Genomic DNA, 25241 nt, shown 5'->3' on the forward strand with positions numbered 1-25241 from the left:
GCAGAGGCTAAAGGACCGGGAGGACTTCCAGGCCACCCAGATACTTCTGCAGTGCGGCCGGGACGTTGACGGAGCCATCCGCATTTTGGTGGTGCTCCAGGATGGCCACGATCCAGCGCGTGGTGGCAAGTGTTCCGTTCAAGGTGGCAACGGCGCGGGTTCCCTTGGCCACGCCATCGTCATTGACCACACGCTCACGGATGTTCAGGCGGCGGGCCTGGAACGTGGTGCAGTTGGAGGTGGAGGTGAGCTCGCGGTAGGCCCCCTGCGTGGGAACCCAGGCTTCGCAGTCGAACTTACGGGCTGCGGACATGCCCAGATCGCCAGCGGCGGTGTCGATCACGCGGTACGGGATCTCGCATTTGCCCAGCATCTCCTCTTCCCAGGCGAGGAGCCGCAGATGTTCCGCGGCGGCCTCTTCAACCGTGGTGTAGATGAACATCTCCACCTTGTTGAACTGATGCACACGGATGATGCCGCGGGTGTCCTTGCCATGTGATCCGGCTTCGCGGCGGTAGCAGGAGCTCTGCCCGGCAAACCGGATGGGGCCTGCGGAGAGGTCCAGGATCTCGTCAGCGTGGTAGCCGGCCAGTGCCACTTCCGAAGTGCCCACAAGGTAAAGGTCGTCCTCGGCGAGACGGTAAATCTCGGCGTCGTGCTTTACATCAAAGCCCGTGCCCTGCATGGTCTCGGGGCGCACCAGCGTAGGCGTGATCATGGGGACAAAGCCGGCCTCAATGGCCTGGTCCATGGCCATCTGCAGCAGTGCCATCTCCAGCCGTGCACCTACACCGCGCAGGAAGTAGAAGCGTGAGCCGGACACCTTGGCCCCGCGCTCCATGTCGATCGCGCCGATCAGTTCGCCGATCTCCAGGTGGTCCCTCGGCTCGAAATCCGGGAATTCACGGGGCATGCCCACCGTCTTGACCACAATGTAGTCGTCCTCGCCGCCTTCGGGGACGCCGTCCTCAATGAGGTTGGGGATGGTGCGCAGCAGCTCGTCCTGCTTGGCCTGGGCAGCGTCTGCCTCCGCCGATGCGGCCTTCACCGTATTGGCGAGTTCCTTGACCTCGGCCAGCAGAGCCTTCTTCTCATCACCTTTGGCCTGGGCCACCTTCTTGCCAAAGACGTTCTGCTCAGCCCGGAGGTTCTCGTACCGGATCAGGGCTGCACGGCGGGCGGAGTCGCCTGCGATGATCGTGTCCACCACTGATTCGTCTGCGCCACGGGCGCGCTGGCTGGCACGGAACTTGTCCGGGTTTTCGCTGAGGTCTTTTACGTCGATCACCAGATAAGAGTAACTAATCCGGCGGGGGCGGGGCGGCCAGCAGGAGGCGGGAACACGGGCGCCCGGGCCGGGATACTGTTGAAGCACCATGAGCGACTGGCTTCTTTTCCTCCTGAGTGCCGCGGCACTGGCTTTCGCCATGTCCAGCTGGTGGGGCGTGCGCAGGCTCAAGGCCCTTCATGTCCGGAGTGCAGTCGGTGAGGATGCGCACGAGACAGGTCTCGGCCAGCAGCGGGTAGCGGTAATCCTGAACCCCGTCAAGGCACGCTCTGCCGAGGCTAAAGCCGCCATTCAGCGCGCTTGCCTCACGGCAGGATGGGAGGCCCCGCTTTTCTTCGAGACGACGGCCGCGGACCCCGGATTCTCGCAGGTCCAGTCAGCGCTGAGCTGCGATCCCGACGTCGTCCTGGTGGGCGGCGGAGACGGTACCGTGCGGGTGGTGGCTGAGTCCCTGGCGCATACGGGTGTGGCCATGGGCCTCGTTCCGCTGGGGACCGGGAACCTGCTGGCCCGCAATGTGGACCTGGACGTCTATGACCTCCATTCGAACGTCCAGACGGCCCTGTTCGGCCAGCAGCGGTATATCGACACCGCAAGGATGGGCATCGAGAACTCCCGCACGGGCCACTCCTCCGAACACGCCTTCCTGGTGATCGCGGGAATCGGCATGGACGCCGAGGTGCTGGCGGACACGAATGACGGCCTCAAGAAAGCCGTGGGGTGGCTCGCGTACACCGAGGCGGGAATGCGGCATCTGCCAGGCCGGCGGAAGAAGGTCTCCATCTCCCTGGATGGCGGCGCCGAGCAGGTCCGGAACATCCGCAGCGTGCTTTTCGCCAACTGCGGGCTGGTTCCGGGAGGCATCGATTTCATTCCGCAGGCCATGATCGACGACGGGATGCTGGATGTGGTGGTGATGAGTCCGCGCAGCGCCATCGGCTGGGTGGCCATGTACGGGAAAATCCTCTTCAAACACAAGGGGAACCTGCCCATCATGACCATGTACCGGTCGGGGAAGGTGGTCATCAAATGCCCGGAGCCGATGCCCACGCAACTGGATGGCGACACCTCCGGGGAGGCCACCAAAGTCACTGTCCGCGTGGAGCCGCGGTCCCTGCTGATCCGGGTAAAGGGACAGCTGCAGGCCTGACCGGCCGGCGCATCGGGATCACGGAACGCCAGGCGTCAGGCGCTGGCCTTCTTGGCGGCTTCAGCTGCGGCTTTGGCGGCGGCCCGGGCCTCGGACTGCTCGCGGATCATGGCCTGTTCCTCTTCGAAGCGCAGGCGGTCAGCGCGGTCTGCTTCGTCGCCGTCCCAATCCTGGTTATCGGCAGTCGGCTTGGGATTAACGATCATTCCCTGGCCGTCATTGTCAGTGCTGCTGGTAGTCATGACCCGCTCCCTTCGTTAGGGGCCATCCACCAAGGTGGATCAAGTAAGCATACGCACAGTGCCAGACAGGCGGAAGTACCCGGGGCGGCATTTACCTACGCTGTGGGCGAAGCCCCGGAAACGGTTTCGGACGCGATGGGTTCCCCCTGCAGAATTGCTTCCACCCATTCATGGGCCGCCCGGAATGCCTCGTCCGAGGTGTGCGGGGCAACGTAGGCGCTCTGCGCATCTGCGCGCCCGTACGAACCGAGGAAGCGGGTGGCCGGGCTGATGCGGTGCAACCCTGCAAGGGCATCAGCCACCCTGGCATCACCCACGTGCCCGTCGGCGTCGATGCTGAAGAAGTAATGGCCCAGGTACTGTCCGGTGGGCCGGGACTCGATCCTGCTGAGGTTTACGCCACGGCTGGCGAACTGGTCCAGGATTTCCATCAGGGCACCGGGGTGGTCTTCCGGCAGCGGAACCACCACGGTGGTTTTGTCTGCCCCGGTCCGCTCCGGCACCGCCCCTGGCCGGCTGACCAGGACGAACCGGGTCACGGCACCAGGATTGTCGCCGATGTCCCCGGCGAGCACCGACAGTTCCGGCTGTTCCTGGGCCACGATGGGTGCGCAGATCGCGGCGTCGTAATGCGCGTCGCCTGCCAGCAGCCCCATCGCAGACGCCGCGGTTGATGACCCCGGCACATACTCCGCGCCGGGGATGTTCCTGTCCACCCACAGCCGGCATTGTGCCCAAGCATGCCCGTGCGTGGAGATCCGGCGGATATCGGAGACTGCCACTCCGGGGCGGGCAACCAAAACAAAACTGATGGGCACCAGGACCTCGCGGATGATACGGAGTTCCTGCCCGCTGGCTATGGCGTCAAGGGTGGCCGTCACGCCGCCCTCTACCGAGTTCTCGATGGGGACCATGGCCGCGTCTGCGGAACCGTCACGGACCTTGTCCAGCGCCGCATTCACCGTGGAAGCGGGGATGCGCGTTGCTTCCGCTGCGTCCGGAACCTGCATCAGTGCCGCCTCGGTGAAGGTGCCCTCTGGCCCAAGGAAGGTGTACGTAACGGGGGACGCCGGCATCGAATATTCCTTTGTGGTTATAAATGGAAGGGCTGGGAGTGGCTAAAGGACCAAAGGCTTGAGTCCGTTGTCGGAGACAAGCGGCCTACCGGCCTCGAGCCACTGATCCATGCCGCCGGACACATTGATGGCTGCGTAGCCCTGGCCCGTGAGCCACTGGACTGCCCGGAAGGAGCGTCCGCCTGTCCGGCAGATGACATACAGGTCCTGGTCCGGGTCCAGATCGTCCAGCCGGGCCGGAAGCTGGTCCAGCGGGATGTGGACGGCGCCCTCTGCGTGCCCCGCCACCCACTCGTAGTCTTCCCGGACGTCCAGGATCAGGGCGTCGGCAGGAACGTCGTTGACTGGCACGGTATCGAAATCGCTCATGGGAGTCCTCTTTCGGAAAATCATGGTCTTTACCCAGCCTAGCGCCAGCCGGTCACCGCGCTCCGGAAACTCTGGGCAAGTTACGCTTCTAGATGACTACTAGGAGGACCTTTGCCCGCTGAACAGCCCACCATCCTGGCAACCTCCGGAGGCTACAAGCCCGGCCTCCGAACCCGGCTGGAGTTTGACCGGCTGGCGCATCACGCCGTCGACCTTTCCGGCGTCAGCGGCAGGGCACCGCGCGTGACGCACGTGGGCACAGCTTCCGGTGACCAGCGCTGGTTCAATGCCGAGATGGACCAGGCTGCCCGCCTGGCCGGCTTCGACTTCAGCCACCTGAACCTCTTCACGATGCCCAACCATGCGGACCCGGAGGCCCATCTCCTGGAGCAGGACGTTGTATGGGTGAACGGGGGCTCAGTGGTGAACCTGCTGGCGGTGTGGCGTGCGCACGGCCTTGACGGGATCCTCCACCGGGCGTGGCAGCGCGGCGTCGTCCTGGCAGGCGTCTCGGCCGGTTCCATCTGCTGGTTCCAGGGCGGCACCACGGATTCTTTCGGACCGGAACTGCGCGCGGTCACCAACGGCCTGGGTTTCCTGCCGTACGCGAATGGGGTGCATTACGATTCTGAGGAGCGCCGGCGCCCCCTGGTGCATCAGCTCGTGGCCGACGGATCCCTGGGTGAAACCCACTGCACCGACGACGGCGTGGGGCTGGTGTATCACGGCACCGACCTGGTGGAGGCGGTGGCGGAAGTCCGCGGCAAGGGCGCTTACATCGTCACGGCGCAGAACGCGGACGACGGCGGCGCTGCCGCTTCCGAACTGCGCCTGGAGCCGCGCTTCCTTGGCTGAGATCCATGAGCTTTCCGCGGTCAGGTTGCGGGATGCACTGCAGACGGGAGAGCTCTCGGCAAGGGAGGCCGCGGCGCATTTCCTGGCAAGGATTGAGTCGAAAAACCGCCTGCTGGGCGCCTTTGTCACACTCACGGCGGACCAGGCCATGGCAGACGCCCGCTTGGCCGATGAGCGTTTTGCCCGGCTCCGGAAGGGGTTCCCGGAGGTATCTCCCGGCAAGCAAAACGCCGAAGGCCTGGCCGTGCTCCATGGAATGCCATTGGGCTTCAAGGACCTGGCGGACGTGGCCGGCGTGGTGACCACGCACGGCAGTGCGGCCCTGGACCACAAACCCGCACTCATGGACGGCGGGCTAGTGGCTGTCCTGAAGTCCGCGGGCGTTATCTCGCTCGGCAAAACCCAGGTTCCGGAGTTCGGGCTGACGGCCTACAGCGAAAACCGCATCGCCCCGCCGTCGCGCAATCCGCATGCCCCCAGCCGGAGTTCCGGAGGTTCCTCAGGAGGCAGCGCTGCCGCGGTGGCCGCGGGAATGCTGCCTTTCGCGCCAGGGACCGACGGCGGCGGTTCGGTACGCATCCCGGCAGCGGCTTGCGGGCTGGTTGGCCTGAAGCCGGGCCGGGGGCTGGTGCCGTCCGGCGAGAGCTCGGGAGATCCCGCGCGGCTGGTGGTCGCAGGACCCCTGGCCCGGAGCGCCGAGGATGCGGCCCTCATGATGGACGCACTGGCGCCACCGCCGGGCGCCAATTACCGCGAGGCGGTCAGACACGAGCCGGACCGGCTGCGGATCGGCCTGACCCTGGACAGCCCGTTGTCCACCACCTTTCCGTTCACGCCGGAGAAGGAGGCGCTGGATGCATTGCTGGCAGGATCAGCACTCCTGGAGCACGCCGGACACATCGTCACGGAGGCGGCCGTCCGCTACGACAACCGCTACCCGGACGCCTTCACCACGGCCTGGACTGCCGCCGTCGGAACTGCCAGGATCAGTCCGCACCGGGAAGCGCTGCTGGCACCCCTCACCCGGGCCTTCAGACGCCGGGCACAGCAGCGCAGCGCCGCAAAACTCAACGAATCGCTGGCGTTCCTGCGGCAGTTCGAGCGCGATACCGTCACCCAGTACGGGCAGTGGGACCTGATGCTGATGCCAGCACTGGCGCAGCTCCCGCGCCCGGTGGGCTGGTTTACCGGCGCCGCCCACGGCGATGACCGCTGGCCGGCGTCAGAGTGGGCAGGGGATGCGGACGGCGACTACCGCAAACAATGTGAGTACGCACCCTGGTCCTCGATGGTGAACGTCTGCGGACTGCCAGCCATCACCATCCCGGTGCACTGGACCGGCGGGCGGCCGGGTGAAGGGCTGCCGATGGGCATCCAGCTGGTGGGACCCCTGGGATCGGAGTTGCTCCTGCTTCAAGTGGCAGCACAGCTCGGTTTCTAGGGAACAGCCGGTCATTCACGGTGATCTTTTTGTCCCAGTACTACCGGCTGTTAAGAACCGGGTGTCGACTCGGAGGCTCACAGGGAGGACGATTAAAGGGCAGTCATTAAGAGGAGGTCTGTGATGTGCTATTCATCGAGCAAGGATTTCGGGTGGGGCATCCGGAAGGAAGCCGATCGGGAACCCGAGACAAAGCAGGATAATCCACGGGTCGATCCGGAGCCGCATGTGACGGCACAGGACTACAAGTTCTGGGCCTTCCCGCTCCGCCGTAAGACGCCAGCCGTCCAGGAGCCGGCAACGGACCGCGCACCCGAGAGGGTGTGACCGGTCGGCCTGACGCAGCAACAGAAGGGCCTCCTCCGGGGGGCCCTTCTGTTGCGCCGAAGGACTGCGGCCGCGATGCGCCCGGCCGGAGCTGGGACACGGCGCGATTTGCCCTCCCGCCACGCACCAGAGGCGACCGCGGGTGGCTGGGGTACGCCCTGCGGGTATACATCATCACCGCGCTGCCATTAGGGTGGAAATGTAAGCATGCTTAGTAAAGAGGGTGGCAAGATGAGCACAGGCCAGTCGATGCCTGCAGATGGTGCAGAGAGGCAGCCCCAGGAGCAGCCCCGCGTAGTGCCTCCGTCAGTGACGCCGCCCCCAATGGCACAGCCGCCCAAAGGCCCCATGAGCGCCGGGCCTGCCCCGGCCGCAGTAACGCCGACGGCAGCCCCGCGACGGGTGACCCGCGCCGGGATGGTGTGGGCCGCCGTCGTGGCCGCTTTGGTACTCCTCATCCTGCTCATCATCTTCATCATGCAGAACCAGGACGATGTGGCCATCAGGTACCTGGGTCTGGAGGGAACCGTTCCGCTGGGCATGGCTCTGTTTATCGCCAGCGTCACCGGCGGCGTCCTGGTAGCCATCGCCGGTGCGGCCCGGATCCTGCAGCTCCGGGCGAATGCCCACCGGTCGCGGCTAGGGAAACCCCGGCGTTAGGAGTCTGACGAGAGCCAGTCTGTGGTAAACACCCGGTAGCCCAGGCCGGGGTCGAAGCCATGGACCTCCCTGGTGTCCAGGGCAGCCATAAAGGCCAGCGCATTGCCCGTGATCACTTGACCCGGCACCAGGATGGGAAATCCCGGCGGGTACGGCGTCACGAAGCCCGCCGAAACAACCTCTTGGCCTGATTCCACCCGCGCGGCAAGCTCGGCGGGTTCCACATACTCGGTGGCGCCCTCCTTGTACGTCTCGAAGTAGGCTGCCCGGAGGTGGCCATCGGGGGTGGTGCCACCGCGGAAGCGGCGGGCGAAACGGCTAAAGTCGGGAAGGGCCGGCGGGGCAGTGCTCAGGATTGCGATCCGGGCCTCAAGCGCCCTGAGCCCACGCGGTCCCAGCGTCCGCTTCTCCGTCTCAAACGATTCAGCCAGTTTCACCAGCACCTCAACCAGGTACGCCACCGCGCTGCGGGACGTGCCGATGTTGGTCATGAACAGGACGCTGTTCCGCGACGTCTTGTTGACCTGGATGCCGTACTTGTCCATGAGGTGGTCGTGCTTGAAGGTGTCACCGTCAATTCCGGTGAGGCCGATGTCCAGCGTGAGCCGGCTCGGATCAACCACAAACTCGTCCCGCCGCCAGACCTCGTCAAAAGCAGACAGCCCTTGGCTAAGCGGCATGGAGCAGTCTGTTTCCCTGAATTGCTCCGGCACAAGCTGCCTGGCGCCCAGGATCCGGAAATACTTCTTCAGCAGCGGGTTGCGTGCCACCGCCTGGCCAATACTGACGGCCAAATCTGCCTGCTTCTGCACCAATGCAAAACCTTCCAGCTCCGCCTGCCGCCGGCCGATGTCCAGGGAGGCGAGGATCTGGTAGTTCGGCGACGTGGAGGTATGGGTCATGTAGGCCTCGCGGAAGGCCTCACCGTTGAGCTGCTCGAAGTCCTGGTCGAACACGTGGATCATGGACCCCTGACGCAGCGACGTCAGTGTTTTATGGGTTGACTGCGTGGCATAGACCCGCAGCCGGACCTTGGCCGGATCCGGAATGAGCCTGGTCCGCAGCCAGGCATCGTCGGCCGCCGGTTCACCGGTTTCCCGGTCCCACAGCTCCCGGGCCTGTCTTTCGTGGCGAAGGATGAAATCAGGATCCCGCAACTGCGCCTCGAGCTTGGCGGCCGCCGCCATGGCCGTCCGCCGCCGGTACACCGGATGGAACGCGGCGAAAGCGAACCAGGCCTCATCCCAGAGGAAGACGAGGTCCGGCTTGATCGCCAGGCATTCCTCCATGACCCGTTCGGGGTCATAGACGATGCCATCGAACGTGCAGTTAGTCAGCGTGATCATCTTGACGTCGTCCAGCCGGCCGGCCCGCCGGTAGTCCAGCAGCATTTTCTTGATGCTCTCCAGTGGCACGGCGCCGTAGAAGGAGTACTGGTCCAGTGGGTAGGCGTCCAGGTAGGCCACCTGCGCACCAGACAGCATCAGCGCATAGTGGTGGGACTTGTGGCAGTTCCGGTCCACCAGCACGATGTCGCCTGGAGCCACAATCGACTGGTGCACCACCTTGTTGGCCGTTGACGTGCCGTTGGTGACGAAGAACGTCTTGTCCGCCCCGAACGCCCGCGCCGCGAGGGTCTGTGCCTTCTTGATGGAGCCGTGCGGATCAAGCAGGGAATCCAGCCCGCCTGACGTTGCTGAGGTCTCCGCGAGCAGCAGGTTCTGGCCGTAGAAATCAGCCATGTCCCGGATCCACGGAGAGTTCCCCACAGAACCGCCGCGGGAAATCGGCAGTGCGTGGAAGACGCTGGCCGGCCTCCGGCTGTATTCCTGCAGTGCCGTGAAGAAAGGCGTTTCGTAGCGGGCCGCCACGCCGGCGAGCAGGGACAGATGCAGGTCCAGCCGATCCTCGCGGCGGAAGATCCGGGCAAACCTGCGGGTCAGTGAACCAGCGAGTCCTTCAATGGCAACGTCCGCCACGAGGTACACGTCCAGCTCCGGCCGGAGTTCTGCGATCCGTTCGGCCAGCCTCAGGATCCGGTCGATGGGACGCAGCCGCTCCAGGCCGCCCTCCACGTGCCGGGACACCACCCTTTTCAGGTCCGAGCCCAGCGGCCGGGAAGCCCTGATTGCGAATCCGGGCCGCAGGACACAGGCCTGGATGTCCGGATTTAGCAGCAGTGCCACTAGTGCATCCTCATAGGAAGGAACCGCGTTTACGCAATAGCTGAACGCATCAGCGGGACGCCGCTGGGCCAGCATGTCGCTTTTGAGCGCCTCCGCATCCTGTTCGGGAATGTCGTCAACCACCAGGACTTCAAAACGGGGCCGGTCCGAGGTGATTTGGAATGCTTCTTGGACCGCGGCGTCGGCGGAATCCGAAAAGCCCGGTCCGGGCAGTTCAGGAACGGACTTTGCGCGGCACATCCGGGCCCTGATTCCGTCCACCAGCTCCAGTGCTTCCTGGTACTGCGCCTCCCGGATGAGACCGCGCAGGCGCCCCAGGATGGAAAGCCCTGGGAAGGCCCAATAGAGCTCTACGGATTCGAGAAGTGCCAGCGCCCTGTTGACCTGCCCCGACAACCCGGACTGCCGTGTGCCTGTAGGGCCCGTGGGTCCGGTGGACAGTTGCTTCAGCCCATAACCCAGGAATTCCCAAGAATCCGCGCGGATCCGCCAGGCCCGGCTTGGGGTTCCGATCTCCGGGGCTGCAGGCGAAGGCGGGGCTGCAGGCGAGGGCGGGGCTGCCGGCGAGGCCGGTGCCCCCGGCGAGGCCGGGGCTGCCGGCAAATAGCGGGCATCCGGAGGCGTCAGCGTTGATGGTGGCGTGATCGCCACCGACGGTGCCCGCACGACCGGGGACCCGGCGTCGTTCTCTGTACCGTTACCGTTTTTCGGCACTGGGTCGGTTCTCATGCTTTCCCAGCCGCCCGTGCTGCCTCAGCGCGGCGGCCGCGTGTGCCGTACCAGCCCAGGCCGAGCAGTGGAACGAGGGCCAGCGAGGACAGCAGCACCCAGCGCCCTGTTTCGGAAAACGCCATGGTGATCAGGACGAAGGCGAGGAATGCCAGAGTCAGGTAGGACGTGAACGGCGCGCCGAAAAGCCTGAACGACGGGCGGGCCGCCCGGCCCTGCCGGACCCACATCTGCAGTTTAATGTGGCAGAGCATGATGGTGGCCCATCCGCCGATGATGCCCACGGCGGAGATCTCCAATACGATTTCGAACACTCGGGAGGGCGCCAGGGCATTGAGTCCAACCCCCAGCAGGGTGACGACGGCGGTGAGCAGGATCCCGCCGTACGGCACCCCGCTCCGGCTGATCCGGGCAGTGAAAGCCGGCGCAGAGCCGTTGACGGCCATGGACCGGAGGATGCGCCCGGTGGAGTAGAGCCCGGCGTTCAGGCTGGACAGCGCGGCCGTGAGCACCACGAAGTTCATCACGGACGCCGAGACGGCTGCTGATTCGGGCGAGCCCAGGTACGAGAAAAAGGTGACGAACGGGGATTCGCCGGCCTTGTAGGCCGTGAAGGGAAGGAGCAGCGACAGCAGCAACACCGAGCCGATGTAGAAAATGGCAATGCGGGCCACAACGGTGTTCACTGCCTTGGGCATGACTTTCTCCGGATTGGCGGTTTCACCGGCGGCGGTGCCCACCAGCTCGATTGCGGCGTAGGCAAACACCACCCCGCTGATGGCAAGCAGCGGCGCCACGGCGCCGGTGGGAAACGCGCCGCCGTTGTCCACCAGGACGCCGATTCCTGGTGTTCCTAAATCCGTTTTGCCACCCAGGACGATGAAGCTCACGCCCACAATGAGGAACACGATCAGCGCCGTCACCTTGGTCAGGGCGAACCAGTATTCCATCTCGCCGAACACCTTCACGGAGACAAGGTTCAGTCCCAGCACCACCACCAGTGCCATCAGCGCGATGGTCCACTGCGGCAGGTCCCGCACCAGCTCCCAGTGCCGCGCCCAGAATTTCACGTAAAGAGCGACGGCGGTGACGTCCACGATGGAGGTCATGGCCCAGTTGAGGAAATAGAGCCAGCCGGCTGTATGCGCCAGCTTTTCGCCGTAGAACTCCCTGGCGTAGGACACAAAGGAGCCCGATGACGGGCGATAAAGCACCAGCTCTCCAAGGGCGCGCAGAATGAGGAAGGCGAAAAAGCCACAGACGGCGTACACCAGCACCAAGGCAGGGCCGGACCCGTTCAGCCGGCCGCCGGCGCCCATGAACAGGCCAGTGCCAATCGCTCCGCCGATCGCGATCATCTGGATCTGCCGGGGTGTGAGGGTCTTGTGGTATCCGGCTTCTTCGCTGGAGAAATCCTGCGCGGCCGCAGCCCTGTCGCCCAGCAGCTCCCGGCCGTTTTCCAGGACATCTGCAGTGTCCATGGGATCTGCCCGGAGCTGGTTGTCCGGTCCTGATTGGGTCCTGGCGGGGACGGCTTTCACTGCAGTTTACCGGCGCTTGTGAAGCAGGTCATTTGTGGGGTCTCCTTTGACTCCTGTGCCGCCTAGGCGACGTACTATCAGTGCGTTCTGCGGCCCCCGGGCATCTTTGCCGGGGAGGCCGGTATCCAACTCTAGGGATCCGGGGCTAGCTTTATTTTGGGGCGGCCACCAAATTCAGCCAGGCGCAATTGTGCCGGGAGCCAATTTTGATCAGGGGGAACGCGAGTAAGGTACATGGCTGTGGCAATCGCCGCAGGCTCCGCGGGAGCCATCAAACTTGATAAGCACCAGAAGGGGTCTGAACAAAGACGTGAGGCCTGAAGAGCAAGCCGGCGACGCCGTCCGTGTCACGCTCAGCGACATCCTGGAGGACATCGGCGTCGACAATGCCAGGCTGCTGATGGCTCCGGGGCCGGAGAACGAACATGTCCGCGAAACGGTGATCGTTGACCCGGAGGACGGCGCCGCCGTGGAGCCCGGGTCCTTGGTATTCCTGGTGGGGGCGCGTGGCCGGGCGGCACTGCCCAAAGTCCGGACCTTGCTGGCCGGCCAACCCGTGGCCATTGCCATCAAAGGTTCGGAGCTGGAGCTGGCGGCCGTCCGTGAGGTCATGAACGGCACCGGGACCGGGCTCATTGCCGTTGCCGGGGGCGTGCGGTGGGACCAGCTCGAAGGGATCGCGGTAGATCGCCTCCGTGAATCGCTCCCCTCCGGCGATACGTCCACGCTGATGCAGCGTGACCTTTTTGGCATCGCCCAGACCACCGCCACCCTCACCCACGGCCATGTGGTGATCGAGGATACAGCCAACAGGGTGCTGGCGTACTCCCCTGCGTCCAACGACGTCGACGAGCTGCGCCGGTTGTCAATTCTGGCGCGTCGGGGGCCGGAGCGCTACCAGAAACTGCTCAAGGAATCCGGCGTGTACAAGCACCTGCAGGCTGGTGAGGTTCCCATCCATATCCCGGCCAACCCGGAGGAAGGGCTCCGCGAGCGGGTGGCCATCGCCATCTTCGCCGGCCGCAGGATCCTTGGTTACATCTGGCTACAGGAGGGGACGCAAGGCCTTGCAGCCAACACGGACAGGATCATGGTTGGTTCTGCGCGGCATGCAGCCATCGAACTGGTGCGCCACCGCAACGAACAGTCGCAGTCCATGCGCCGGGACCGGGTTTCGAGCCTGCTCAGCGGCACGGCCCAGATCCATTCCCAGGCGCAGTCCGCCGGACTGGATCCTTCCAGGCCGGCCGCGCTGGTGCTGGTCTCCTCCGGCAGCGTGCACCAGTCCGCGCCGGGCCTCCAGCTCCAGCGCGGCGAGCTGGCCAACCTGGTGTCCATCCATGCCGCCGCCTACCGGCCCGGCGCGGTAGTCGGGTCTCTCGGCCTGGAGACAGCCATCATCCTGCCGGACCTGGATCCGGTGAAGTCCCCGGCCGCCATCAGCAGGCTGGTGAACGTCATTGTCCGCGACGCCGGAGCGCACCTGGACCTGCAGGTGCAGGCCGCCATCGGACCGGTGGTGGACCGTTTAGATAAGCTCCATACGTCGCTGGAACACGTGAGAAACGTGCTGACAGTACTCAGCACGGACCCGCAGCGGCGCGTGGCCTCGTTCAGTGACGTGGAGACCACGGTGCTGGTCACTGAACTGCTCGATCTGGTGGGATCCCGTCAGGAGCTCCGCCACAAGGGCATCACGGAGCTCTGCGAGCGGCACCCGGAATTCGCCACAACGCTGCTGGCCTACCTGGAGTCGTTCGGTGACGTCAACCGGTGCGCCGAGGACCTGGTGATCCACCGCAACACCGTGCACTACCGTCTGCGCAGATCCTGCGAGGTAGCAGGGATCGACCTTCAGGATCCGGGACAACGGCTGTTGGCGCACCTGCAGATCCGGCTGTGGACCAGGTCCGGCAAAAACTGACCACCCAGACTTTTCGACGAACCCAACAGAACAGAACAGACGCCCCATGGACATCCAGAACCTCCTCGACGACATCGTCGGATCCATCAGACCCCGTCTGGGGCAAGGCGAAGTGGCCAGTTACATCCCCCAGTTGGGGGCAGTGGATGCCGGCCAGTTCGGCATTTCCGTTGCCACCGGGGACGGTGAGGTCTACGCCGCCGGCGACGCCGCCGTTCCTTTCTCCATCCAGAGCATCTCCAAGGTGTTCGCGCTGGCCCTGGTCCTGGCCGGGGACGGAGATGGCATTTGGAAGCGTGTCTTCCGCGAGCCCTCCGGCAACCCGTTCAACTCCCTGGTCCAGCTGGAACTTGAGGACGGTATTCCTCGGAATCCCTTCATCAATGCGGGCGCCTTAGTGGTCACCGACAGGCTCCTAAGCATTACCGGCGATGCCTGCGGAGCAGTCCTTAACCTGCTCCGCCAAGAAAGCGGCAACAGCGGGATCGGGATTGACGCCGTCGTGGCCGAATCCGAAGCGCGGAACAGCAACCGGAATGCCGCCCTTGCGCACTTCCTGGCCAGTTGCGGCAACCTGGAGAATCCAGTGCAGGACGTGCTGGACAACTACATCCTGCAGTGCTCGTTGGAAATGAGCTGCACGGACCTTGCCGTGGCCAGCCGCTTCCTTGCCAGCAACGGCGTGCGGGTTGACGGCACGGCCCTGCTCTCCTCACCGCAGACAAAGCGGATCAACGCCGTCATGCTGACCTGCGGCACCTATGACGCCGCAGGAGAATTCGCCTACAGAGTGGGCCTGCCCGGCAAGAGCGGAGTGGGCGGGGGAATCATCGCCGTGGTACCCAACAACTGCACCGTCTCCGTCTGGAGCCCCGGCCTGGGAAAATCCGGAAATTCCGTGGCAGGCGTTGCTGCACTGGACGAATTCACCACCAGGACCGGGCTGTCCATCTTCTGAAACTCCGGTCAACTGCCGGTGGCCGCCAGCTGACGTGCGCCCTAGTACGAGTAACCGGAGCCGGTTCCGTACATTGCTGCTGCGACGATCACAAAAACCCAAAAGGCACCGTAGCCGAGCAGGCAAAGGTAACCCAATACCAGGCCGGTGATGGACATGCCCTTGCCCGACGGTTCCCGCCGCAAGGCCAGATGGCCGGTGACAATCGCGGCGACCTGCGGGAGGAGGAACCATCCGAGTATCACGGAAGCGATGCCGCACACCATGCTGGCGATGCTCAGGCCTTTGGGCTCTGCCGGCATGCCGTAGTACGGCTGACCGTAGGGACCCGGAGCCTGTCCGTAGGGGCTGGGAGGCTGGGCGTACCCTCCGGCAGGTTGTCCATAGGGGCTGCTGGGCTGGCCGTAGGGCGGGCCATACTGCTCGCCCGGTTGGCCGTATTGGCTCTCGCCAGCGGGCTGCTGCCCGGGCTGGCTTTGATCGCGGGACGGTGGAGCCGGGATGTCGGATCCCTGCGGCGGAACAAATTGCGGAGGCTGGTAACCCGCAGGCGAGTTCCCAGAACCCTGCCCGCCAGAATCCTGCCCGCCGGCACCCTGTTCGCCAGAATTCTGCTGGCCGGAATCCTGCGGGTCAGGGCGTTTGTTCGGCTGGTCAGTCATGGTTTTCCCCCTAGGAAGTCTTTGCTCCCTAGCCTACCGCCGGCTCCAGCGGCAGGCCTACCCTCCCCAGTAGGGCAACACGTAGACGGCAAAGGTGACAAAGGCCGCCAGGAACAGGAGCCTTGCCAGCCCGCCTGCCGCATCCTGTGCCTTTGACGTCCCAGTGCCGCCGGTCCCTGCGGCGAGCTGGCGGGAACCGGCCCGGACGGCCGCAGGCCGCCCCGATCTAGCGGCAGGCGACTTAACGCCCGGCGCCCCCTGCACCGGCACCCGCTTATCCGGCCGCCCAACGGCCGGCTTGACCACCGCCGGCCTGGCCACGGGCATGCGGTCGTCCTGTTCCTGGGTCAGCTGCTCGCCCAGCTGGGCATATAGCCCCACCACTGTCTGCTGATCAAGGACCTCGGGCAGTGCCAGGACCACATCAACAACGCGGTCCGTGCCTGCCACAGCCACATCCGAGCTGGTGATTCCAAAGAGGTCCGGCTGCGTTGCCATGCAGATCAGGGGACGGGCGAACCGACGGTGAGGCGGTGCGAGCACTGAGGTCACGGCGGCGCACTGGGCCAGCGCGCCCTCCACGGACTGTGTCCTCGAGTAGCGGCCCTGCCACAGCACGCCGGAGGAAACGCGGACTTCTCCGGTCCAGTTCTTGGCATCCACCACCACCACGCCGCCGGGGCCCACCAGCACGTGGTCAAGGTTGGCCTTTGGCCGTCCCGGCCAGTGGACGTCGTGCAGCAGGTACCAGCCATGCGGAATGAGCTGGCTGAGCCTGTCCGCCACCTCCCTCTCGCCCACCGCGGCGGAGTCCCACGGCTTTGTGTCACGCTCGGCCTGGTCGAGCCTGCGCTTAAGCCGCGCCACCCGCTCGGCAGCCAGCCTGGACTGCTCGGCCGCCCTGTCCCCTGCCCCCATGACCGGTCCCCCGCTTTCCTGCCTTCCGCGACGGCGGGGATCCCGCCGTCGTCCTTTCCGGTGGTTTTGCCGGAGTTTTCTCGAACGTAACAGCGCCGCAGGCGGGCGGTATATAGGTACTTTTGGGCCGAGTACTCAGTTCGAGTACCTGCTTTAGCTGCCCGTGCATGACTTTCCGCGTCACAGGAGCCCGATTATGGACAGTGCGTTTTGCCTCTGGCTCACGTCTGGCATGCTGGTGCCATGGCTAGCCGCGCGGGCACAGTTGCCCAACCCCAGGACCTTGTTGACATCACTGCGCTCCTTGACGCGTACTACGACATCACGCCGGATCTGGGTGATCCCGGACAGCGTGTGGCTTTTGGCACGTCCGGGCACCGGGGTTCCAGCCTCAAGGCGTCGTTCAACGAAAAGCACATCGTTGCCATCACGCAGGCAATCGTCGAGTACCGCGCAGGGCAGGGCATCACGGGCCCGCTGTTCCTTGCCAAGGACACGCACGCGCTCAGTGAACCGGCGCAGAACTCGGCCCTTGAGGTACTGGCTGCCAACGGCGTCCAGGTGCTGATTGACGCCCGCCACGGCTACACCCCCACCCCGGCCCTGAGCCACGCCATCCTCACGTACAACAACAACGCCCCGGCCGGCGCGCCGCAGGCCGACGGAATTGTGGTCACTCCCAGCCACAACCCGCCGGCGGACGGCGGCTTCAAGTACAACCCGCCGCACGGCGGCCCCGCGGACTCGGACGCCACCGGCTGGATCGCCAACCGCGCCAACGAGCTGCTGGAAAACGATCTCCGCGGCGTCAAGCGCATTCCCCTCGCGGATGCGATGGGCGCGGATACCACGGGCAAGTTCGACTTCCTCAGCAGCTACGTTGACGACCTGCCGTCGGTGCTGAACCTCGATGCCATCCGCGACGCCGGTGTCCGCATCGGCGCGGACCCCATGGGCGGCGCCGCCGTGGATTACTGGGGCGAGATCGGCGAACGCCACCACCTGAACCTCACCGTGGTTAACCCCACCGTGGACCCGCAGTGGGCCTTCATGACCCTGGACTGGGATGAAAAGATCCGGATGGACTGCTCCTCACCGTCCGCGATGGCTTCACTCATCCAGAGAATGTCCGACGGCGGGACTGGTTCTGCGTCTGGCGGCGCCTTTGACATCGCCACGGGCAACGATGCCGACGCCGACCGCCACGGCATCGTTACCCCTGACGGCGGGCTGATGAACCCGAACCACTACCTGGCCGTCGCCATCGACTACCTCTACCGCAACCGCAGCGGCTGGAACCCTGACTCCGTGGTGGGCAAGACGCTGGTCTCCTCCTCCATCATCGACCGGGTGGCCGAGAGCCTGGGCCGCAAGCTTGTGGAGGTCCCCGTGGGCTTCAAGTGGTTTGTGCCCGGGCTGCTTTCCGGCGAAGGCGCGTTCGGCGGCGAGGAATCGGCCGGCGCCTCGTTCAACAAAAAGGACGGCAGCGTCTGGACCACCGACAAGGACGGCATCCTGCTGGCGCTGCTCGCCTCGGAGATCACCGCGGTCACGGGCAAGTCCCCGTCGCAGCTGTACAAGGGCCTGACGGACCAGTTCGGCGCCCCGGTCTACGCCCGGATTGATGCCGCGGCCACGCGGGAGCAGAAGTCGGCTCTCGGAAAGCTGTCGCCGTCGGACGTCACCGCTACAGAACTGGCAGGCGAAACCATCACCGCCAAACTGACCGAGGCCCCCGGCAACGGAGCGTCCATCGGCGGGCTCAAGGTAGTCACCGAGAACGCCTGGTTTGCAGCCCGCCCGTCCGGCACCGAGGACGTCTACAAGATCTACGCGGAGTCCTTCAAGGGCGAGGACCACCTCAAGCAGGTCCAGGCCGAGGCCAAGGCCCTGGTGGACGGTGTGATCGCCTAAGCGGTTCGCCCCAGTCCGGCCGCCAGCCTGCTCGGCCAAAGTCCACAGCTGCAGGATGCGCCGGATGGCGTGGTTGCCCTCGGGCGCCATGTCCACCAGCGCTATCTGGCCAAGCACCACGGCGTCGCCCGGCTTGGGGCGTTTGCCTTCGTGGTGTGAGATGTGGGGCCGGTAGCGGTCCAGGACGTAGTCCGGCGTGGACACCGTGCCGCCGACTGCGGCCACCACCTGGAAGAGCTCCCTGTGCAGGGCATCCAGTTGCGGGGACGGTTCCAGCAGGCTGACCGGGACGGAGACCAGGCGGCCGAAGCCGGCGTCCTGTCCCACCGTCAGCGTGGCGCCCAAGGCCGCCTGCGCGGGCGGCCCGGCAAGTTCGGCCACCAGGCCCCCAACATCGTCAGAATGTCCGGCTGGAACATCGGCACCGGCCGGACTTTCGACGTCGAACCTCAACAGGGTGATGTGCAGCGGCCAGTCTGCCCGCGGGAAGACCTGGCCCTCAAAGACGGGCTCCACAAACGCCACGAAGATGAGGTTCCGCATGCAGCCAGTCTGCCACCGCCGGCGGGGGGCTGTAACTAGACCGCGCCGGATTGTAGCTAGACGGTGCGGACAACATCCTCATAGCTGAACTTGGGCTTCGCTTCGCCCCAGGCGGCTTCGCCGGGCTGGCCGATGTTGACTACGAGGAAGCTTTTCTGGTCTCCATCAGGGAAGAACTCCGAGTCGATGGCAGTGAAGTCAGCGCCGGTCATGGGGCCAGCGGCGAAGCCAAGCGAGCGGACGGCCAGGATAAAGTAGCCAGCCTGGAGGTGGGCATTGTTGTTGCCGGTGGTGGCAGCCAGCTCCGGCGAGGCGTCGTACATCGCCTTGGGAGCGTTGTAGCCGGGAAGGAAGTTGTCCCACTGCCCGGCCCAGTCCGTGTCGTAGCTGAGGATGGCGACCAGCGGGGCGGAGGCCGTCTTGGCGCGGTTTCCGGCCATGAGGGCGTCAACCAGCTTGGTGCGGGCCGCATCGGAGCGGACGTAGGTCACGCGGAGCGGCTGGGAGTTGAATGCGGTGGGGCCGAACTTGGTGAGTTCGTAGATGGCGCGGGCCTGGTCCTCGGTCACCTCTCCGGTGAAGGAGTTGGCCGTGCGGGCTTCGGCAAAAATGGCGTCGACGGCGGCCGAATCGATGGCCGCTTCTTCGTGGGCAATAGTCATTGGCTTACCTTTCGCTGGGGCCCGCACACCTGATGGCTGCCGGCGCTTTCGCATTCCATAGTTGCAACTTCAAGTGTTTCTGTCTTCTTCCCGTGACGGCAGGTGACGTTGGGCACAGGATGCTTGAACCGGCCCTTGTCCGCGGCTCCCGGCCTTGAAGGTTCGGAATCGCGGACAAGCTCAGGAAAGGCAGGCTGCGCGGTATTCTTGCACCGGAAGATCCCAGCCCCCGCGGCAACCCCCTTGAAAGGCCTCCGCCCATGAGCATGCTCGGAACCAAATGGAAGCTGCACGGCACTGGCAAATCGATCCGGCCAGGACACGTGGTTGCCCCGGATGAGCGGCTGGCCTGGCCGTTGACCATCGGCGTAGGCATGCAGCACGTGGTGGCCATGTTCGGCGCCACGTTCCTGGTCCCCATCATCACGGGAATGCCGCCCGCCACCACGCTGTTCTTCTCCGGCATCGGCACGCTGCTGTTCCTGGTGATCACGCAGGGCCGGGTGCCCAGCTACCTCGGCTCCAGCTTCGCGTTCATCGCGCCCATCATGGCCTCGCAGCAGCAGTTCGGCGTGCCCGGTGCGCTGGGCGGGGTGGTGCTTGCCGGCGTCGTACTTGCCCTCATCGGGGCGGTTGTGCAGAAGTTCGGCGCGGACTGGATCAACCGGCTCATGCCGCCCATCGTCACCGGCGCCATAGTGGCACTGATCGGCCTGAACCTCGCGCCCGCGGCCAAGAACAATTTCGACGCCGCCCCGGTCACCGCCGTCATCACCCTGGCCGCCATCATCCTGGTCAGCGTCTTGTTCCGCGGGATGGTTGGCCGGCTCAGCATCCTGGTGGGCGTGGTGGTCGGTTACCTCGTGGCCATGCTGCGCGGCGAAGTGAACTACGCCAAAATGGACGCGGCTGCGTGGATCGGCCTGCCGCAGTTCCAGACGCCGGAATTCCACGTGGGCGTCCTGGGCCTCTTTGTGCCCGTGGTGCTGGTGCTGGTTGCCGAGAACATCGGGCACGTGAAGTCGGTGGCCGCCATGACGGGCCAGAACCTCGACGGCGTCTCCGGCCGCGCGCTGATGGCCGACGGCGCAGCCACTGTCCTCGCCGGCGTCGGTGGCGGCTCCGGAACCACCACCTATGCGGAAAACATCGGCGTGATGGCCGCCACCAAGGTGTATTCGACGGCGGCGTACTGGGTGGCCGGCATTTTCGCGATCGTGCTGAGCTTCTCACCGAAGTTCGGCGAACTGATTGCCACCGTTCCGCCCGGAGTGCTGGGCGGTGCCGCCACCATGCTGTACGGCATGATCGGCGTCCTGGGCGTGAAGATCTGGGTGCAGAACAAGGTGAACTTCGCCAACCCGGTGAACCTGACCACGGCCGCCGTCGCTCTGATCATCGGCATTGCTGACTACACGTGGACCATCGGCGACCTGACGTTCACCGGCATCGCCTTGGGCTCGGCCGCCGCGCTTGTGATCTACCACGGCATGAAGGCCATTGCCCGGGCACGGGGCTCGGTAGCCGAACCGGAAAGCGAACAGGCAGGCTTGCCGCCTGCGGCGAAGGCCGCCATTAACGCGGCCGCGAAACGCGCGCCGAAGAAGCGCTAGGCAGGGCTCCGCTTCAGGCCGCCGACCCTCCGGCCAACGGCCCGGGGGGTCGGCCGATCCCAAACACGGGCCCCGCTTGAGGACGTTTGGCCGTCAGCCCCTCCTCTGGGGACCGTTGCCGAAGGCGGCGGACCACCCAAGGGACCAGGTACTCCCGGGCCCAGACGAGGTCCTCCGCCCGGGCCTCCTTCCAGCTCGGAGGGGGCAGCTGCTTGGGCTCCAGGGGCCTCAGGCTGTGGGAGACACCCAAGGCGTTCAGCATCGCCGCGGCGATGGTGTGGTGCCCCAGCGGGGAGAAGTGCAGCCGGTCGGGGTCCCACATGCCAGGGTCAGTCAGTTCGCGTAAGGACCACATGTCAACCATCACCGCGTCGTGATGGGCAGCCACAGTGTGGAGATTCTCGTTGAAGATGGCCACCTTGCCACGGATCTGGCTAAAGACGGGGATGGCTCCCCAGTCGGGGCCGGCGAACAGCACCACCGTGGCGCCGGTGGCGGTCAGCGTCGCCACGGCATCGTCCATTTTCTCCGCCATCCTGTCGGGATCGCTGCGCCTGAACACAATGTCATTACCGCCCGCGGACAGCGTCACCAGATCGGGCTTCAATGCGAGCGCAGGCCCAAGCTGCTGATCCAGAATCTGCTGCAGGAGCAGCCCCCGGACCGCGAGGTTGGCGTAAGCGAACTCTGGCTGGCCCGCACTGAGTTCCTCCGCAGCGCGGTCCGCCCAGCCGCGCACGCCTCCTTCACTGCCGGGCTCGGGATCCCCTATTCCCTCAGTGAAGGAGTCACCCAGCGCTACGAAGCGGTGCCACGGGTGGGATCCGCGCGTCGGGTCCGGGCTGGTCCAGGCAGACTTCATGTGGTCCGGCTTCTGCGCGTTCATGTCCTGCTCCCTGTGCCGTGCGGTGACACATCCGGAGGCGGAGATTCAACCGCGATCAGGCCGCGGAGATCCGTGTTGTCCTGGATATGTCCTGCCGGTTCTTGTGGTGAACCGGACGCAACTACGCTCAGGGCGGCCTCGCGCAGCCCCAGGTTGTTATGCCTAGCGACGGCCCTCAAATATTGGAAGGCGCCCTCATGGCTGAGGCCATACTCGCTCATCAGTGTCCGCACGGCCAGATCCATCAGGGCCAAGGAGGTCTGGGCAACCGCCAGTTCCGCGGCTGCCTGGGCATGCTCCGCCACCCGCAGCACCACGCGGAGCGCCCGGGCAACCTCCCGCGCGTAGCGGCGCGTCCTGACGATGTCTTCACTCGTGAAGGCGTGCGGCGCGGCCGCATACAGGTTGATGGCGGCGCTGGAGCCGGCCACGGACACAATGGGCGTGGACAGCAGCGACCGGACGCCATGGCCTGTGGCGACGATTGCATATCCGGGCCACCGCCGGTCCCGGGCCAGGTCGGCCACGTGCACAAAGTCACCTGTGCGGAGGGCCAGCAGCACCGGTCCATCACCGAAGGAGCACTGCTCCTGGTCCGCTGCCCGGGCCTGAGCGTTGCCTGCCGCTATGGTGTGGGCTTCCTCGCGACGGAACAATGTGGCCGCCCAGCCAATTTCCCGCCGGACACCTTGGATGTCCTGCATAAATTCATGGGTAACCTCGCCGAGGAAAATCTCGACGTCATTGCTTTCGAAGACCACGTCCTGGGAGGCGGGGAGCTGCTGCTCCCAGCCGGCGTCCCCCGAGGTGTCCACGGCCATGTTCCACGCCTAGGTTCGAAACGCGCAGGCCCACTGCAAAGCCTTGTTCTAAGGATACGTCCGGAGCCGGCGCGAAACGGCCGCAGGCGCCGGAAAGTACGGGGCGTACGTCGTCACCCTGCCGCCCAAGGAACGTGTCTGCCGGGCAATGGGCCCCAGGATTGGTGCCAGCTCCGCGACGCGGGCTACGGGAGCTGCACGTCTATCACCTGGGGCTGGCGTCCGACACGCGCCGCCTCGCCCTGGCCGAGGCTTTGCGGTGCTTCGGGAATCCCGACCTCCAACCGGCTACCCGGCGTCGAAACTTTCCTCGTCGTCGTCCTTGGGGGACTTCTCCTGGGGCAGGTCGTTGCCGCTGCCGTCGGGGAGCCCTGCGGCTTCCTGCCCCGGTTCCGACGAGAACGGCTCGGAACCCTGTTTATCAGCGTTGGATTCGTTGATCTCGGCCTCGGCGGAGGGCACATCGGCATCGCGCGGGATCGGCGGCTCCCCCGGTTCAAACCCGGGGTCGTTGGTGTCACTTTCGGCGTGGAACTGCTCGTCCGTGCCGCCGAAGCGGCCCGCTCCGGGCTCGCCCGCGCTGTCCTGGTCCTCCTCGTTGAAATGGCCGAGGTTGGGGGAGCCGGTGGCGAACGTCTCACCGGCGGGGCTGTCCTGGTTGAGGCCGGCTTCGTCAAAATCCTCTTCCTCGCGGGGCTGGGCGAATTGCTTGCTGTCTGCACCGCCCATCTCCTGCTCCGCCGTCGGCGTGCCGTAGCCGCCCACTTCCTCTTCCGGCTCAGCGTGCTGGTTGTCCTGGCTCATGGTTCCTCCTGTTTTGGATGTGGATGAATCTGACCTATGAACTGCTCAGAGTCCCTTGCCGCCGGTCACGGGCAGCACGGCCCCTGAAATGTAGGATCCCTGTTCGGACGCCAGCAGCACGTAGGCAGCGGCGAGCTCTGCGGGTTGCCCGGCCCGCTGGAGCGGAGTGTCCTGGCCGAACGTGGGAAGCTTCTTCGGCCACTCCGTGGCGGGGATCAGCGGTGTCCAGACGGGACCGGGAGCAACAGCATTAACGCGGATACCCTTCGGCCCCAACTCCTGCGCCAGGGCCTTGGTGAAGGCAACCTGGGCGGCTTTGGTCATGGCGTAGTCGATCAGGCCCGGGGACGGATGAAAGGCCTGGATGGATGCCGTGGTGATGATCGAGGAGCCAGCCGACAGGTGCGGCACTGCCGCCCGGGCAGTCCAGATGAGGGAGTAGAGATTGGTCCTGAAGACCCGGTCGAATTCCTCCGTGGGGAGGGATTCGAAGCTCTCCCGGTTTTTTTGGTACGCCGCGTTGAGCACCACCACATCCAGGCCGCCGAACTCGGCCACAGCGTCTTCCACGATCCGGGTGCTGAACTCCTCCTCGCGCCCGTCACCCGGAAGCAGGAGGGCACGCTGGCCGGCCTTCCGGATCCAGTCGGCTGTGTCCTGGGCATCCTCTTCCTCCTCCGGGAGGTAGGAGATCGCGACGTCGGCCCCCTCTCGGGCGAAGGCGATGGCTGCCGCCTTGCCGATCCCCGAGTCGCCGCCCGTGATCAGCGCAGCTTTTCCCTGCAGCGCACCGTGCCCTTCGTAGCTGAGTTCACCGTGGTCCGGTTTGGGGTCCATGGGCGCCGTGAGGCCGGGCTGCTTTTGTTCCTGCTCAGGAAACGGGCCCGAGTGATAGCCGCCCCGGGGGTCCGTGGGCTGGTCCGTCTGCTTCTTCTTGTCGCTCACAGTCCGCCTACTCACTTGGTCGGTTTCCGATGGGCTCCGGCATGCACCGGCCCTTTGAAACTATCCCCATGGGCGGAGCAAAGTCCACCGTTCGGGGCGAATAATCAGTAAACTTATCAAATGTTGATCTTGGCGCAACTTCGGCCTAACTTGGGAGAACGTGGCCTCCCGTCGGGCCAGGCCGGCCAGCGCGGTGAGGAGAAGCAATGTCGGATGTGGAGGACTTCACCGGCAGTACGGGACGGAACGAAACCCGGGAAGAGCGGCTGGACCGGAACTGGGCTGAACTGTTGCAGGAACTCAGGGTGCTGCAGACCGGCGTCCAGATTCTTGCCGGCTTCCTGCTGACCCTGCCCTTCCAGCAGCGCTTCGAGGACCTGGATGATTTCCAGGTTGGCCTCTACCTGTCCAACGTTGTGGTCGCCACCCTGACGACGGCCTTCATACTGCTACCGGTCAGCGTGCACCGGCGGCTGTTCCGCCAGCGCCTCAAGGAAACCCTGGTGTCAAGCGCCGACTCGATCACCAAGATAGCCCTGGCGGGGGTTGCGATCCTGAGCGTGGGAACTGCGGCCCTTGTGTTTGACGTGACAGCCGGCCGCACGGCCGGCCTGACCGCCGGGGGCGTGCTGCTGGCCATCCTCCTTGTGCTGTTGATCTACATCCCGCTGCACCTCAACAGACGTGCCACAGCGAGAAGCTGACGTCCTGCCACACCAGCAAAGCC

General features: G+C 65.4%; 24 protein-coding genes. 11 read left to right on the forward strand and 13 right to left on the reverse strand.

Annotated features, from left to right (window positions below):
• Positions 1–7 precede the first annotated feature (7 nt).
• Positions 8–1288 (reverse strand): serine--tRNA ligase, encoded by a 1281-nt coding sequence (gene serS / locus QFZ30_RS19795; RefSeq protein WP_307079177.1) that lies wholly within the window; start codon positions 1286–1288, stop codon positions 8–10.
• A gap of 88 nt (positions 1289–1376) precedes the next feature.
• On the opposite strand from serS, the gene QFZ30_RS19800 reads away from it, so the two are divergent.
• Complete coding sequence (locus tag QFZ30_RS19800) at positions 1377–2438, forward strand: diacylglycerol/lipid kinase family protein (protein WP_307079179.1); 1062 nt, start codon at positions 1377–1379, stop codon at positions 2436–2438.
• Positions 2439–2473: 35 nt separating this feature from the next.
• Here QFZ30_RS19800 and QFZ30_RS19805 read toward each other — a convergent pair whose 3' ends face one another.
• The 3 genes from QFZ30_RS19805 to QFZ30_RS19815 form a co-directional block, all read right to left on the reverse strand.
• Positions 2474–2680 carry a hypothetical protein gene (locus tag QFZ30_RS19805; protein ID WP_307079182.1) on the reverse strand — a complete coding sequence of 69 codons (207 nt, stop codon included), beginning with the start codon at positions 2678–2680 and terminating at the stop codon, positions 2474–2476.
• 95 nt (positions 2681–2775) lie between these two features.
• Positions 2776–3756, reverse strand: a complete 981-nt coding sequence (pheA, locus tag QFZ30_RS19810) for a prephenate dehydratase (protein ID WP_307079184.1) — start codon at positions 3754–3756, stop codon at positions 2776–2778.
• 42 nt (positions 3757–3798) lie between these two features.
• Entirely contained in the window at positions 3799–4125 is a 327-nt protein-coding gene (locus QFZ30_RS19815; RefSeq protein ID WP_307079186.1) for a rhodanese-like domain-containing protein, read from the reverse strand.
• Positions 4126–4236: 111 nt separating this feature from the next.
• On the opposite strand from QFZ30_RS19815, the gene QFZ30_RS19820 reads away from it, so the two are divergent.
• The 4 genes from QFZ30_RS19820 to QFZ30_RS19835 all read left to right on the forward strand — a co-directional run bounded on the left by QFZ30_RS19820 (position 4237) and on the right by QFZ30_RS19835 (position 7408).
• Positions 4237–4980 carry a Type 1 glutamine amidotransferase-like domain-containing protein gene (locus QFZ30_RS19820; RefSeq protein ID WP_307079188.1) on the forward strand — a complete coding sequence of 248 codons (744 nt, stop codon included), beginning with the start codon at positions 4237–4239 and terminating at the stop codon, positions 4978–4980.
• A complete protein-coding gene (locus QFZ30_RS19825) occupies positions 4973–6421 on the forward strand; it encodes an amidase (protein WP_307079190.1) in 1449 nt (482 codons plus the stop codon). Before QFZ30_RS19820 ends, QFZ30_RS19825 begins: the two co-directional genes overlap by 8 nt.
• A gap of 123 nt (positions 6422–6544) precedes the next feature.
• The gene (locus QFZ30_RS19830) at positions 6545–6748 is read left to right on the forward strand and encodes a hypothetical protein (protein WP_307079192.1); all 204 of its coding nucleotides are present in this window, start codon (positions 6545–6547) and stop codon (positions 6746–6748) included.
• A gap of 231 nt (positions 6749–6979) precedes the next feature.
• Entirely contained in the window at positions 6980–7408 is a 429-nt protein-coding gene (locus QFZ30_RS19835) for a LapA family protein (protein ID WP_307079194.1), read from the forward strand.
• On the opposite strand, the gene QFZ30_RS19840 is transcribed toward QFZ30_RS19835, so the two are convergent.
• Entirely contained in the window at positions 7405–10323 is a 2919-nt protein-coding gene (locus QFZ30_RS19840; protein WP_307079196.1) for an aminotransferase class I/II-fold pyridoxal phosphate-dependent enzyme, read from the reverse strand. The two genes, QFZ30_RS19835 and QFZ30_RS19840, sit on opposite strands and share 4 nt — an antisense overlap.
• Complete coding sequence (locus tag QFZ30_RS19845) at positions 10320–11804, reverse strand: amino acid permease (RefSeq protein WP_307080385.1); 1485 nt, start codon at positions 11802–11804, stop codon at positions 10320–10322. Before QFZ30_RS19845 ends, QFZ30_RS19840 begins: the two co-directional genes overlap by 4 nt.
• A gap of 370 nt (positions 11805–12174) precedes the next feature.
• On the opposite strand from QFZ30_RS19845, the gene QFZ30_RS19850 reads away from it, so the two are divergent.
• A complete protein-coding gene (locus QFZ30_RS19850) occupies positions 12175–13788 on the forward strand; it encodes a PucR family transcriptional regulator (protein WP_307079198.1) in 1614 nt (537 codons plus the stop codon).
• A 46-nt stretch (positions 13789–13834) separates the two neighbouring features.
• Positions 13835–14746, forward strand: coding sequence for a glutaminase (locus tag QFZ30_RS19855; RefSeq protein WP_307079200.1), 912 nt, complete (start codon positions 13835–13837; stop codon positions 14744–14746).
• 41 nt (positions 14747–14787) lie between these two features.
• Here QFZ30_RS19855 and QFZ30_RS19860 read toward each other — a convergent pair whose 3' ends face one another.
• Entirely contained in the window at positions 14788–15408 is a 621-nt protein-coding gene (locus QFZ30_RS19860; RefSeq protein ID WP_307079202.1) for a DUF4190 domain-containing protein, read from the reverse strand.
• A 57-nt stretch (positions 15409–15465) separates the two neighbouring features.
• A complete protein-coding gene (locus QFZ30_RS19865; protein WP_307079203.1) occupies positions 15466–16326 on the reverse strand; it encodes a nuclease-related domain-containing protein in 861 nt (286 codons plus the stop codon).
• Between the two features lie 243 nt (positions 16327–16569).
• Between QFZ30_RS19865 and pgm the strand changes: the two genes are divergently transcribed.
• Together pgm and QFZ30_RS19875 are read left to right on the forward strand one after the other, a co-directional pair.
• Positions 16570–18240, forward strand: a complete 1671-nt coding sequence (gene pgm / locus QFZ30_RS19870; RefSeq protein WP_307079205.1) for a phosphoglucomutase (alpha-D-glucose-1,6-bisphosphate-dependent) — start codon at positions 16570–16572, stop codon at positions 18238–18240.
• 162 nt (positions 18241–18402) lie between these two features.
• Positions 18403–18822 (forward strand): hypothetical protein, encoded by a 420-nt coding sequence (locus tag QFZ30_RS19875; RefSeq protein ID WP_307079207.1) that lies wholly within the window; start codon positions 18403–18405, stop codon positions 18820–18822.
• Between the two features lie 17 nt (positions 18823–18839).
• Here the strand turns inward: QFZ30_RS19875 and QFZ30_RS19880 are convergent, their stop codons facing one another.
• On the reverse strand, positions 18840–19445 hold the full coding sequence (locus tag QFZ30_RS19880) for a malonic semialdehyde reductase (RefSeq protein ID WP_307079209.1): 606 nt from the start codon (positions 19443–19445) through the stop codon (positions 18840–18842).
• Between the two features lie 260 nt (positions 19446–19705).
• Between QFZ30_RS19880 and QFZ30_RS19885 the strand changes: the two genes are divergently transcribed.
• Positions 19706–21058, forward strand: coding sequence for a uracil-xanthine permease family protein (locus QFZ30_RS19885; RefSeq protein WP_307079211.1), 1353 nt, complete (start codon positions 19706–19708; stop codon positions 21056–21058).
• Positions 21059–21071: 13 nt separating this feature from the next.
• On the opposite strand, the gene QFZ30_RS19890 is transcribed toward QFZ30_RS19885, so the two are convergent.
• The 4 genes from QFZ30_RS19890 to QFZ30_RS19905 all read right to left on the reverse strand — a co-directional run bounded on the left by QFZ30_RS19890 (position 21072) and on the right by QFZ30_RS19905 (position 24514).
• The gene (locus tag QFZ30_RS19890) at positions 21072–21944 is read right to left on the reverse strand and encodes an SGNH/GDSL hydrolase family protein (RefSeq protein ID WP_373462867.1); all 873 of its coding nucleotides are present in this window, start codon (positions 21942–21944) and stop codon (positions 21072–21074) included.
• Complete coding sequence (locus QFZ30_RS19895; RefSeq protein WP_307079213.1) at positions 21941–22765, reverse strand: GAF and ANTAR domain-containing protein; 825 nt, start codon at positions 22763–22765, stop codon at positions 21941–21943. Before QFZ30_RS19895 ends, QFZ30_RS19890 begins: the two co-directional genes overlap by 4 nt.
• Positions 22766–23053: 288 nt before the next feature.
• Positions 23054–23569, reverse strand: a complete 516-nt coding sequence (locus QFZ30_RS19900; RefSeq protein ID WP_307079214.1) for a hypothetical protein — start codon at positions 23567–23569, stop codon at positions 23054–23056.
• Between the two features lie 45 nt (positions 23570–23614).
• Positions 23615–24514: an SDR family oxidoreductase gene (locus QFZ30_RS19905; RefSeq protein ID WP_307079217.1), complete on the reverse strand. Its 900-nt coding sequence runs from the start codon at positions 24512–24514 to the stop codon at positions 23615–23617.
• A gap of 206 nt (positions 24515–24720) precedes the next feature.
• Between QFZ30_RS19905 and QFZ30_RS19910 the strand changes: the two genes are divergently transcribed.
• Complete coding sequence (locus QFZ30_RS19910; RefSeq protein WP_307079219.1) at positions 24721–25218, forward strand: DUF6328 family protein; 498 nt, start codon at positions 24721–24723, stop codon at positions 25216–25218.
• The last annotated feature ends 23 nt before the right edge of the window (positions 25219–25241 follow it).

The organism is Arthrobacter pascens (assembly GCF_030815585.1).
Lineage (GTDB): Bacteria > Actinomycetota > Actinomycetes > Actinomycetales > Micrococcaceae > Arthrobacter > Arthrobacter pascens_A.